Source organism: Cellulomonas sp. plas2, assembly GCF_057221735.1.
Genome location: NZ_CM170155.1, coordinates 1,561,211 through 1,573,234 on the forward strand (window position 1 = coordinate 1,561,211; position 12,024 = coordinate 1,573,234).

Annotated in this window: 9 protein-coding genes; 6 read left to right on the forward strand and 3 right to left on the reverse strand. The window is 78.0% G+C overall.

Annotation, left to right across the window (positions count from 1 at the left end):
• The first annotated feature begins 71 nt into the window (after positions 1 to 71).
• The 5 genes from AC2TDM_RS06975 (at position 72) to holA (ending at position 8,343) form a co-directional block, all read left to right on the forward strand.
• On the forward strand, positions 72 to 1,433 hold the full coding sequence (locus tag AC2TDM_RS06975; protein ID WP_373308379.1) for an MFS transporter: 1,362 nt from the start codon (positions 72 to 74) through the stop codon (positions 1,431 to 1,433).
• The gene (gene leuS, locus AC2TDM_RS06980) at positions 1,430 to 4,351 is read left to right on the forward strand and encodes a leucine--tRNA ligase (RefSeq protein ID WP_484636207.1); all 2,922 of its coding nucleotides are present in this window, start codon (positions 1,430 to 1,432) and stop codon (positions 4,349 to 4,351) included. The genes AC2TDM_RS06975 and leuS overlap by 4 nt, the downstream gene beginning before the upstream one ends.
• 143 nt (positions 4,352 to 4,494) lie before the next feature.
• Positions 4,495 to 5,541 (forward strand): ComEA family DNA-binding protein, encoded by a 1,047-nt coding sequence (locus tag AC2TDM_RS06985; protein WP_484636208.1) that lies wholly within the window; start codon positions 4,495 to 4,497, stop codon positions 5,539 to 5,541.
• Positions 5,542 to 5,927: 386 nt separating this feature from the next.
• Positions 5,928 to 7,226 (forward strand): ComEC/Rec2 family competence protein, encoded by a 1,299-nt coding sequence (locus AC2TDM_RS06990; protein WP_484636209.1) that lies wholly within the window; start codon positions 5,928 to 5,930, stop codon positions 7,224 to 7,226.
• Positions 7,227 to 7,413: 187 nt separating this feature from the next.
• Positions 7,414 to 8,343 carry a DNA polymerase III subunit delta gene (gene holA, locus AC2TDM_RS06995; protein ID WP_090032913.1) on the forward strand — a complete coding sequence of 310 codons (930 nt, stop codon included), beginning with the start codon at positions 7,414 to 7,416 and terminating at the stop codon, positions 8,341 to 8,343.
• A gap of 96 nt (positions 8,344 to 8,439) precedes the next feature.
• On the opposite strand, the gene AC2TDM_RS07000 is transcribed toward holA, so the two are convergent.
• The gene (locus tag AC2TDM_RS07000; RefSeq protein ID WP_090032915.1) at positions 8,440 to 9,162 is read right to left on the reverse strand and encodes an EAL domain-containing protein; all 723 of its coding nucleotides are present in this window, start codon (positions 9,160 to 9,162) and stop codon (positions 8,440 to 8,442) included.
• A 288-nt stretch (positions 9,163 to 9,450) separates the two neighbouring features.
• Here AC2TDM_RS07000 and AC2TDM_RS07005 point away from each other — a divergent pair, with 288 nt between their 5' ends.
• A complete protein-coding gene (locus AC2TDM_RS07005) occupies positions 9,451 to 10,800 on the forward strand; it encodes a helix-turn-helix domain-containing protein (RefSeq protein WP_484636210.1) in 1,350 nt (449 codons plus the stop codon).
• A 214-nt stretch (positions 10,801 to 11,014) separates the two neighbouring features.
• On the opposite strand, the gene rpsT is transcribed toward AC2TDM_RS07005, so the two are convergent.
• Both rpsT and AC2TDM_RS07015 read right to left on the reverse strand, forming a co-directional pair.
• Positions 11,015 to 11,275 (reverse strand): 30S ribosomal protein S20, encoded by a 261-nt coding sequence (gene rpsT / locus AC2TDM_RS07010; protein WP_090032916.1) that lies wholly within the window; start codon positions 11,273 to 11,275, stop codon positions 11,015 to 11,017.
• Positions 11,276 to 11,483: 208 nt separating this feature from the next.
• Entirely contained in the window at positions 11,484 to 12,008 is a 525-nt protein-coding gene (locus AC2TDM_RS07015) for a type II toxin-antitoxin system PemK/MazF family toxin (RefSeq protein WP_484636407.1), read from the reverse strand.
• Between the last annotated feature and the right edge of the window lie 16 nt (positions 12,009 to 12,024).

Below are 12,024 nucleotides of genomic sequence, written 5' to 3' on the forward strand. Positions count from 1 at the left end.
GGCGCTCCCGCCCCGTTCTCGAATCGTTTCGACGCTCGGCGTCGAACGATCGGTCCCGCCCCGGAGCAGCCGTGCAGCCGTCCGCCCCCGTCGTCGACCCCTCTCCCGCGCCCACTCCCGCGCCCGGTCCCGCGCCCCTGCACGAGCGGCTGACGCCTGGCCGCGCGCGGGCCGCGCTGCTCGCCCTGGCCCTCGGCGGCTTCAGCATCGGCACCACGGAGTTCGCGACCATGGGCCTGCTGCCCGAGATCGCCGACGACCTGGGTGCCAGCATCCCGGGCGCCGGGCACGCCATCACCGCGTACGCCCTGGGCGTCGTCGTCGGCGCGCCCGTCATCACCGCGCTGGCGGCCCGGGTGGACCGCCGGCCGCTGCTCGTCGCGCTCATGGTCGCCTTCACGCTGGGCAACGCGGCCTCGGCGTTCGCCGCCGACCTGGGCTGGCTCGTGCTCGCGCGGTTCGTCGCCGGGCTGCCGCACGGCGCCTTCTTCGGGGTGGGTGCGGTGCTCGGCACGGCCGTCGTCGGGCCGGCGCGGCGGGGGCGGGCCGTCGCGGCGATGATGACCGGGCTCACCCTGGCCTGCGCGGTCGGCGTCCCCCTGACGGCCGTCGTCGGGACGGCGGTGGGCTGGCGCTGGTCGTTCACGGGCGTCGGGCTCCTGGGCCTGGCGACGGTGCTGGCCCTCCTCCTGCGGGCCCCGTCCCTGCCCGTGCCGGCGGGGTCGAGCGTCGCCGGCGAGCTCGGGGCGCTCCGGAGCGGCCCGTTGTGGGTCGCCGTCGGCGGCGGCGCGGTCGGCTTCGGCGGCATGTTCGCCGTCTACTCCTACGTCAAGCCGCTGCTCACCGACGTCACGGGCCTCGGCGTCGGCACCGTCCCGCTCGTGCTCGGGCTGTTCGGGGTCGGGATGACCGTCGGGACGCTCCTGGGCGGGCGGCTGGCCGACCGGTCGGTGCTGGGCACGGTGCTGGGCGGCATGGTCGCCACGGCAGCGGTGCTCGTCGTCGTCGGTCTCGTGGCGCCCTTCCCCGTGCCGGCCGTGCTGGCGCTCGTCGCACTCGGGGTCGTCACGCAGGTGCTCGGGCTCGCCCTGCAGACCCGGCTCATGGACCTGGCCCCCGCGGCCCCGTCGCTCGGGGCGGCGCTGTGCCACTCGGCGCTGAACGTGGGCAACGCCGGCGGGGCGTGGCTCGGCGGGCTGGTCATCGCCGCCGGGTACGGGTACGTGGCGCCGGCCTGGGCCGGTGCCGCCGTGACGGTCGTCGGCCTCGTCGTCCTCCTGGTCGCGGGGCGCCAGCCGGCGCCGCACGCCGTGGCCACCCCGGCGGTCGCGTCCGCGGCGGCGTCCGCGGCCGCGTCGGCGGCCACCCCGGCCGCTGGGTCGGCCGCCGCGTCGGCGGGTGTGTCGGCGGGCGTCGGTACGATCGCCCGGTGAGTGCTGAGACCGCTGCGAGCCCCGGTGCCCCCGTCGGCACCTCCTCCGAGACGCCGTTCCGCTACACGGCCGCGCTCGCGGAGCGGATCGAGCTCGCGTGGCAGGACGAGTGGGCCCGCCGCGGCACCTTCTTCACCCCCAACCCCTCGGGCCACCTGACGGACGGCGAGGGCAGGCACGCCGACCCGACCGCGCCGGCGTTCATGGTGATGGACATGTTCCCGTACCCCTCGGGCGCGGGCCTGCACGTCGGGCACCCGCTGGGGTACATCGCCACGGACGTCGTCGGGCGGTTCCGCCGCATGCAGGGGGACAACGTCCTGCACGCGCTGGGTTTCGACGCCTTCGGCCTGCCGGCGGAGCAGTACGCGGTGCAGACGGGCCAGCACCCCCGCACGACGACCGAGGCCAACATCGCCATCATGCAGCGCCAGCTGCGCCGCCTGGGCCTGGCGCACGACGCGCGGCGCTCCTTCGCGACCATCGACCCGGACTACGTGCGCTGGACCCAGTGGATCTTCCTGCAGGTCTTCGGCTCCTGGTACGACGAGGACGCGCCGCGCCCCGACGGCGGCCGCGGCCGCGCGCGGCCGATCGCGGAGCTCGAGGCGGAGTACGCGGCGGGCACCCGTCCCGTCCCGGCCCTCGACGGGGTGCCCGCGGGCGTGGCCTGGTCCGCGCTGGACGCCGTGGCGCGCCGCCGCGTGCTCGACGCGAGCCGCCTGGCGTACGTGTCCGAGACCCCGGTCAACTGGTGCCCGGGCCTGGGGACCGTGCTGGCCAACGAGGAGGTCACGGCCGACGGCCGCTCCGAGCGCGGCAACTTCCCCGTGTTCCAGCGCAGCCTGCGGCAGTGGAACATGCGCATCACGGCGTACGCGGACCGCCTGACGGACGACCTGGAGCACATCGACTGGCCGGAGAAGGTCAAGGCGATGCAGCGCAACTGGATCGGGCGCTCGTCGGGGGCGCGGATCCGGTTCGAGGTCGTCGGCGGAGCCGAGGTGGAGGTCTTCACGACCCGCCCGGACACGCTGTTCGGCGCGACCTTCATGGTGGTCTCGCCCGAGCACCCGCTGCTCGACGAGGTGCCGGCGGCGTGGCCGGACGGCACGCAGGACGTCTGGACGGACGGCCACGGCAGCCCCGCGGCGGCGGTCGCGGCGTACCGGGCGTTCGCCGCCGGCCGCAGTGCGGTCGAGCGCCAGGCGGACGCGGGCCGCAAGACCGGGGTCTTCACCGGGCACCTCGCGCGCAACCCGCTGACCGACGACCTGCTGCCGGTCTTCACCGCCGACTACGTCCTCATGGGCTACGGCACGGGCGCGATCATGGCCGTCCCGGGCGGCGACGAGCGCGACTTCGCCTTCGCGCAGGCCTACCACCTGCCGGTCGTGCACACGCTGGAGGGCGAGGGCGAGGGCCCCCGCACCGGCGACGGCGTGGTGACGGCCTCGTCGAACGAGCACCTCCAGCTCGACGGGATGCGCGTCACCGAGGCCAAGGAGGCTGTCGGGGCGTGGCTGGAGGAGCGGGGCGTCGGCGAGCGGACGATCACCTACCGGCTGCGCGACTGGCTGTTCAGCCGGCAGCGCTACTGGGGCGAGCCGTTCCCGATCGTCTACGACGAGCACGACCTGCCGATCGCGCTGCCGCTGGAGAGCCTGCCGGTCGACCTGCCCGACGTGCCCGACTACGCGCCGCGCACGTTCGACCCGCAGGACGCGCAGTCGTCCCCGGAGCCGCCGCTGGGCCGCGACGACGCATGGGTCCACGTGACCCTGGACCTGGGCGACGGGCCGAGGGTGTACCGGCGGGACACCAACACGATGCCCAACTGGGCGGGGTCGTGCTGGTACCACCTGCGCTACCTGGACCCGCGGTCGCAGGACGCGGTGGTCGACCCCGAGCTCGAGCGGTACTGGCTCGGCCCGGGGCACGGGCACCAGGCGCCCGGCGGCGTGGGCGGCGTGGATCTGTACGTCGGCGGCGTGGAGCACGCGGTGCTGCACCTGCTGTACGCGCGGTTCTGGCACAAGGTCCTGCACGACCTGGGCCACGTCTCGTCGGGCGAGCCGTTCCAGCGCCTGTTCAACCAGGGGTACATCCAGGCGTACGCCTACACGGACGCGCGCGGCGTGCACGTGCCGGCCGAGGAGGTCGTCGAGGACGCCGGGTCGGCCACGGGCTACAGCTGGCAGGGCCAGGCCGTCGACCGGCAGTACGGCAAGATGGGCAAGTCCCTGAAGAACGTCGTCACGCCCGACGAGATGTACGCCCAGTACGGCGCGGACACGCTGCGCGTGTACGAGATGTCCATGGGTCCGCTGGACCTGTCGCGCCCGTGGGAGACCCGGACCGTCGTGGGGGCGCAGCGGTTCCTCCAGCGGCTGTGGCGCAACGTCGTCGACGAGGCGACGGGGAGGCTCGTCGTGGGGGAGGACGCACCGGCGCCGGAGACGCTGCGCCTGCTGCACCGCACGGTGGCCGACGTCACCGAGGACATGGCGGCGATGCGGGTCAACACCGCCATCGCCAAGCTCATCGTCCTCAACAACCACCTGACGACGCTGGACCCGGCGCCGCGGGCGGCCGTGGAGCCGCTGGTCCTCATGCTGGCGCCCGTCGCGCCGCACGTGGCCGAGGAGCTGTGGCAGCGGCTGGGCCACGAGGGGTCGCTGGCGCACGAGCCCTACCCCGTGGCGGACCCGGCGCTGCTGGTCGAGGAGACGGTGACCTGCGTCCTGCAGGTGCAGGGCAAGGTCCGCGGGCGGGTCGAGGTCCCGCCCTCGGTCTCCGACGACGAGCTGAGCGCCCTCGCGCTGGCCGACCCGGCCGTCCAGCGGGCGCTCGACGGCCGCGAGGTGCGCACGGTCGTCGTGCGGGCGCCGAAGCTCGTCAACGTCGTGCCCGCCTGACCGTCGGGCCCTGACCGTCGGGCCCTGACCGTCGCGGCGGCCGGCTGCTCGTCGAGCCGTCCCCAGCCCCGGCCCGCGTCGCGGGCTCGCGTCCCGCCCCGGCTCCTCCCGCCGGGGCGGGGGCACCGCTCTAGCGTCGCGGCGTGCCCTCTCCCGACGCGCCCCGGCCCTCCGGCGGGCCGCCGGCCGACCGGCTGGCGGCGCTCCTGGCGGAACGGCGCGGCACGCTCGGCGCGTCGGCGTCGGGGGCGGAGCGGACGGCGGAGCGGACGGGGGAGGTGCGGGCGCCGTCCTCCGGGCCGTCCCGGGCGGCAGGGGTGTCGTCCGAGGGTCCCGCCGGCATCCCCGCCCCCGGGGACGACCCCCCGCGTCGGGCCGCACGCCGGCCGGCGGCGGAGCGCGGGCCGCTCGTGCGGTGGCACGTGACCCCGCGGGCGGCGGCTGCCGCCGCGGTGGCGGTCCTGCTCGTCGCCGGGGCGGTGGTGCTGCGGCTGACGGGGCTGCGCGTCGGGGAGCCGGTCGCGTTCCCCGAGCCGCAGCCGGCCGTCGTGGCGGTGGACGGCTCCCCGGGCGGAGGGGCTGGTGGCACGGATGCCCCGGTGGCACCGACGGCGGCCGGCACGTCCGACGGTGGAGGTGTCCCGACGGGCGCACCCACCGTCGGGACGACCGGTTCCGCGCCGGCGCCGCTCGCCACCGCCGCCGCGACGGTCGTGCACGTGGTGGGGCAGGTGGCGGTACCGGGCCTGGTGCGGCTACCGGCCGGGTCGCGCGTGGCCGATGCCGTCGCGGCGGCGGGGGGCGCCCTGCCGACGGCCGACCTGGCCGCGCTGAACCTCGCCCGCGTCCTCGTCGACGGCGAGCAGGTCGTCGTGCCGCGGCCGGGGGAGGCGAACCCGCCCGCGTCCGCACCCACGGGTGGCGGCGCGTCGACCGGTGACGCCGCCACGGGGCCGGCGACCACGGGCGGGACGGGCGGCGACGGCCCGGGCGCCGGCCCGCTCGACCTCGGGACCGCGACCCTCGCGCAGCTCGACGCGCTGCCGGGGATCGGGCCCGTGCTGGCCCAGCGCATCCTGGACCACCGCGCGACGACGCCCTTCACCGCCGTGGCGCAGCTCGGCGACGTCGAGGGGATCGGGCCGACGCTGCTGGAGCGGCTCGAGCCGCTGGTGACGGTGCGGTCGTGAGACGGGCGCGGGGCGTCGCCCCGGTGCACCGCCGCTCGAGCCCGGCCCTCCGCGGACGGCCGGAGCCCGACGGCCCGCTGCCCGAGGTCCTGGACCTGCGGCTCGTGCCGGCCGCGCTCACCGCGTGGGCGGCGGCCTGGTCGGTGGTGCTGCTCCCGGTCGCCATGGCGGCGGCTGCGGCCGTCGCGGCGCTGCTGGCGGCGGTCCTCGTGGCCCTGCCCGCTGCACGCCCACCGGTCCCACCCGCGGCGCGACGCCGGGCAGGGGCAGCGGCCGGGACGGGCACGAGGACTGGGGCGACGAGGAGGGCGACGAGGAGGGCGACGAGGAGGGCGACGAGGAGGGCGACGAGGAGGGCGAGGGCGGAGGGAGGACCGGGGACGGGGGTGAGGCCGGCGGTCGGGCTCGCCCTGCTCGTGGCGGCGGCGGTGCTCGCGGCGGGGTCGGCACAGGTGCTCGCACGGGACCCGGTGCGTGCTGCGGCGCGGGAGGGGGCCGTGGTGACGGTCGACGGCCGGGTGGCGGGCGACCCGTCGCCGCTCCCCGCGCCGTGGCCGGGTGCCCCCGCCCGCCTGCGGGTGGTCGTCGCCGTCGACGCGCTCGCCGTCGGGGACGGGCCCGCCGTCCGGGCGGCCGCGCCGGTCGTCGTCCTCGCCCCCGCCGGCGCCCCGCCGGCGGGTCACGGCGACCGGGTCCGCGTGACGGGCCGGGCCGTGCCGACCGCCGCCGGCGAGGACGCGGCTGCCCTCGTCCTCGCCGGCGGACCCGTGCTGAGCTCCGCCGGCCCGGCTGCGCTCGACCGCTGGTCGCAGCGGCTGCGGGACGGGGTGCGGCGGCAGGCCGGCGGGGTCGGCGGCGACGCGGGTGCCCTGCTGCCGGGCGTCGCCGTCGGCAGCACCGCCGGGGTTCCCGACGACCTGCGGGCGGCGTTGCGGACGAGCGGCCTCACGCACCTGACCGCCGTCAGCGGCGCGCACTTCTCCACCGTGGCGGGGCTGGTGCTCGCGCTGGCCGGCGCGGCGCGCGTGCCGGCACGGGCCCGCGCCGTCGTCGCCCTCGTCGCCGGGGCCGCGCTCCTGCTCGTCGTGCACCCCGTCCCGAGCGTCGTGCGCGCCGCCGCCATGGGGGCGGTCGGCGTGCTGGGCATGCTCGTGGGGCGGCCGTCGCGGGCGCCCGCCGCCCTCGCCGCCGCCGTCGTCGTGCTGCTGGTCGCGGACCCGTGGCGGGCGCGGGACCTGGGGACGGCGCTGTCCGTGACGGCCACCGCGGCGGTCGTCCTGCTGGCACCGGCGCTCGTGCGGCGGTGGGAGGGTCGCCTGGGCCGCGCCGCGGCGACCGCGCTGGCGGTGCCCGTGGCCGCGCAGCTCGCCTGCGGGCCGCTCGTCGTCGTCGTCGGCGGCGGGGTGGGGCTGTGGGCGGTCCCGGCGAACCTGCTGGCGGCGCCGGCCGTCGTGCCCGCCACGGTCCTCGGCCTCCTCACGGCCCTGCTGGACCCGATCGCACCCGGCGTGGCGGCCGTCTGCGCCCACGTGGCCGGGGCGGCGTGCTGGTGGGTGGCGGCCGTCGCGCGGACGCTGGCGGGGCTGCCCGGTGCCGACGTGCCGTGGGTGCCGGGGACCGCCGGCGCGGTGCTCCTGGCGGCGGCCGGAGCGGGCCTGGCCGGGCTCCTGCTGCGCCGGCGGTGAGCCGGCGACGGGTCGCGGTGAGCCCGGGGACGGGACTGTCGGTGCCGTCTGGCACCCTGGGCGCGTGCCCCCCGCTGCCCCGTCCCGGTCCTCCTCCGGGTCGTCCTCGAGGCCCGCCCGGTCCGGCGCCCGCGGTCGCGCCGCGGCCCCCGGGCTCTCGTGGGAGGACGCGGCCCCGGCGCCGGTCGTGCTCGTCACGGGGCCGGAGGAGCTCCTCGCGGAGCGGGCTGTCGCCCGGGTCGTGGCGCTGGCGCGGGAGACGGACGCGGACGTCGAGGTGACCCGGCTCGACGCCGGTACGTACGTCGGCGGCCAGCTCGCGGTGACCACCAGCCCGTCGCTGTTCGCGGAGGACAAGGTCGTCGTGCTGCAGGGTCTCGAGCACGGCAGCGACGACGCCGTCGCGGACGCCCTGGCGTACCTGTCGGCCCCGGTCGCCGGCGTCGTCGTCGTGCTCGTGCACGGCGGCGGGACCCGGGGCAAGAAGCTGCTCGACGCGGCGCGTGCCGCAGCGCCCACGGTGGTGTGCGAGCGGCTCAAGACCCCGGCCGACAAGGAGGCGTTCGTGTCGGCCGAGCTGCGCCGCGCGGGTCGCCGCGCGGAGCGGCAGGCCGTCACCGCGCTGGTGGAGGCCCTGGGCAGCGACCTGCGCGAGCTGGCGGCCGGCGTCGCCCAGCTCGTCGCGGACACCACCGGCGTCATCGGCGTCGAGGCCGTGCACCGCTACCACGGGGGACGCATCGAGGCCTCCGGCTTCCAGGTGGCCGACGCCGCCCTCGCCGGGGACGCCGGCCGTGCGGTGGCGCTGCTGCGGCACGCGCTGGCGACCGGTCTGGACCCGGTGCCCTTCGTGGCGGCGCTGGCCGCGCGCCTGCGGACGCTGGCGAAGGTGGGCGCGCTGCGGGGCCGCGGCGGCTCGGCAGCCGCGGCGCTCGGCATGGCGCCCTGGCAGGTGGACCGCGCGCTGGCCGAGCTGCGCCGGTGGACGCCCGAGGGTCTGGCGGAGGCGATCGGCGCCGTCGCCCAGGCGGACGCGGAGGTCAAGGGCGAGGGCCGGGACCGGGAGTTCGCCGTGGAGCGTGCGGTGCTGCGGGTCGCTGCGGCGACGGGTCGCTGACGGGCTCCCGACCCCGCGCGGGGTGACGGCGTCGTCGGACCGGGGAACGGCGTCATCGGACCCGGGGACGGCCTCGTCGACGGGAGGAGCGGTCGGTCAGACCGGGTCGGCGAGCGGGGGGCCCGCGCGCTCGACGACCGTGGGCAGCTGCAGGAGGTTCCCCTGCAGCAGGGGGAAACCCATGTCCCGGGCCAGCCCCAGCAGGTGCGGCGTCTCGACGAACTCGGCGACGAGGAGCGCGCCGCACGACTGCGCGGCCTGCACGACGGGGCGGCCCTCCACGTCGAGGTCGCGGACGTCGAGGCGGACGAAGTCGGCGTGGGGGAGCAGGTCCTGCTGCGCGCGCGTCCCGACAAAGGACCGGATGGAGATGCGGTAGCCCTCGTCGCGCAGCCGCCTGATGCCCTCGGTCGTCGCCCGGTCCAGGTCGAGGTCGGGCACCTCGACGACGAGCCGGTCCGTCCGCGGCGGCAGGGAGAGCTCCCCGACGAGGAAGGGGCGCGGGCAGCGCACGAACAGCAGCCGGCCCTCCGCGACGTCCTCCAGCTCGGGCCGTGCGAAGGCCGCGTCCAGGACGTGCCGGGTGGCGTGCTCGTGCTGCAGCGGGCCCCAGCCCGCCGGGTCCCCGAGCTCGCCGACCGAGGAGCGGAACGACAGCTGGTACCCGAACGGGCGCCCGTCCGCACGGAAGATGCCCTGCCGCCCGACGAGCGACGTCGACCGGCGGACGTGGGCGTCCCACTGCGCGAGCAGCGACGCGGGCACGGCCGCGTCGACCGCAGCACGCAGGTCGGCGTGCGCGCGCGCGGGGAGGGCCATGGGTGCATCACACCACACGGGCGCGGGTGCGACGGCACCGCGACCCGGGTGGATTCGTCCGGGTGCGGGTCCGCCCCCGTCCAGGGTCGGTCGGTCCGCCCGTCGGTCCGCCTGTCGATCCGCCCGTCGACGCTCTCGTCCCCGCGCACGTCGACACTCCCGTCCCCGCGGACGTCGCCCTCACCGGATCCGGTGCCCGTGATGACTCAAGGAGGGGCTCGCACCTGCCGATCCCCCCCCGTGGGCGCCGACCGTGCGGCGGCGCCCGGCACCACGGGGGAGGGCGCGATGAGGGACGAGGACACCGGCGGCGACACCGCCGCACTCGCGGGGCGCCTGCGGGCGGCCCGCCGCGCGGCGGGCCTGACGCAGACGGCGCTGGCGGGCGAGGAGCTGTCCCCGAGCTACGTCTCGCTGCTCGAGGCGGGCAAGCGCGAGCCGTCGGAGGCCGCGCTGGCCGTGCTCGCGGCACGGCTCGGCACGACGGTCGCGCACCTGCGCGACGGCGAGGACGGCGCCGAGGAGACCCGCGTCCGGCTGGAGGTGTCCCGGGCACGGCTCGCGCTGCGCGACGGGGACCCGCAGGCGGCTCTGGACCGCCTCGGGCGCGTCGACCTCGACGCGGTCGGCCCGAGGGTGCGGCGGCAGGCGCTGGCCACGCTCGCGGCCGCGCACGAGGCGGTGGACGACGTGGCGCACGCCGTCCAGGTGCTGGAGCCGCTCCTCGAGTCCGCCCGGTCGCAGGGCCGCCCGCTGGAGGCCGCGCGCCTCGCCGCCACGCTGTCGGCGGTGTACCTGCGCGCCGGCGACACGTACCGCAGCGTCGACGTGGGGGAGCGCGCGCTGCTCGACCTCGAGGACGCCTCGCTCGCCGGGGGTGACGAGCACCTGCGGCTCGTCGCGACCGTCGTCGAGGCCTACGTCGAGCGGGGCGACGTCGCCTACGCCACGCACCGCGTCACCCAGCTCGTCCGCGTCGTGGAGGACCAGGAGTGCCCGCGCGGCCGTGGGCGCGTCTACGAGGTGGCGGCGGCGGTGGCGGAGGAGCGCGGCGACCTCACGGCGGCGTCCGCCTACCTCCAGCGCGCCCTGCAGGTGCTGCAGGAGGGTGAGCTCAACGCGGACCTCGCGGCGCTGCGCACGACGCACGCCCGCCTGCTGCTGCGCAGCGACCCGCCGGACCCGCGGGCCGCGCTCGACCAGGTCGAGCGGGTCTGGCCCGTCCTGGCCGCCCGGAGCGAGCAGAGCGCGCTCGCGGCGCTCGACGTCGACCGGTCGACGGCGTGCCTGCTGCTGCTCGACGCGGCCGCCGCGGCGCGCTGGGCGGCCTCCGCGCTGGCGCGGCTCGACGGCGAGCGGCACGTGGGCGTGGCGGCCGCGCACCTCGCGCTGGGCGACGCGCTGCGGGCGTCCGGCGACGGCCCCGGGGCGATGCGCGCCTACGACGCCGCCGCGGAGGTGCTCGCGGCGCTGCCGCCGAGCCGGCGCACCGCGGCCGCCTGGCGGGAGGTCGGCGACCGGTACCGCCGCGACGGCGACGCCGCGGCGACGATCCGGGCGTGGGACCGCGCCCTCGGCGACGCCGGGTTCCGCCGCTCGGTCGTGCCGCCGGGCGTCCCTCGCGCCCGCACCCGCTGAGGGTCCACCGTCGCCGTCGCCGTCGCCGTCGCCGTCGCCGTCGACGTCACCGTCGACGTCACCGTCCGCGTGACCGTCCGCGTGACCGTCCGCGTCACCACCCTCCGGCGGGGACGACGGGAGGGGCGCCACCAGCAGGTGGCGCCCCTCCGGGTGCTGCGTGCCGCTGACGGCGACGGTGCTCGGCCGGCACAGGTGCCGGCCGTGCGACGGCTCAGAGGCCGTTGACCGCCTTGGCGAGCGCGGACTTCTTGTTGGCGGCCTGGTTGGCGTGGATGACGCCCTTGGAGACCGCCTTGTCGAGCTTCTTCGACGCGACGACGAGCGCGGAGCCCGCCGCCTCCTTGTCGCCGCCCGCGACGGCCTCGCGGACCTTGCGCACGTACGTCTTCAGCTCGGACTTGACGGCCTTGTTGCGCAGGCGCGCCTTCTCCGCCGTCTTGATGCGCTTGATCTGGGACTTGATGTTCGCCACGTGTGGACTTCCTCGTTGTGCGCCGGTGCGCTGGGCACCAGGGAGCTCGGACAGGTCGAGAGGGCGCGCGCAGCGCCGGGACTGGGGCGTGGGGACACCCTCGGGAGGCGCTGGACGAGTGCCCGCCGACCCGGGCGGACACACGAGGGATCAGACTAGCAGCGACCGACCCGCCCCGGCGACACCCACGGCGAGCACGGCCCGGCCGTCACAGCGCCGCGACCACGCGGTCGAACACGGGACGCGGCAGGGCGGCGCCCTCCCGGCGCACCGCCGCCGGGTCGAGCCGCAGCACGCGGTCGAGCCGGACCTCGCTCGGGCGCCCGCGCGCGTCCCACCCGCCGGTGCCCACGTCCATCCAGCGCCGCCCGTGCCGCGCCTCGTCGGCGGCGTCGCGGTCGTGGTCCTTGCTCGTCATCGGCAGCCCGAGGAGCACGCCGCCCTCGCGCCCGACGAGGAGCACCGGGCGGTCCTTGCCGCGCGCCGGGTCGTCCTCGAACGGCACCCACGCCCACACGACCTCGCCCGGGTCGGGCCGGCCGTCGGCGCGCGGGGCGTACCGGGTGGCGGTGCCGGCGGGCGGGCGGCGGCGAGCGGCGGCGGGGGTGCCGGTAGAGGTGCCCGCAGAGGTGCCCGCAGGGGTGCCGGCGGGGGTCCGGGCACGCGTGCGGACGGCGTCGCCGGTGAGCCGCAGGACGGCCCGCAGCGCTCCGGCCAGGACGCGTCGGGTGATCACGCGGGCAGCCTAC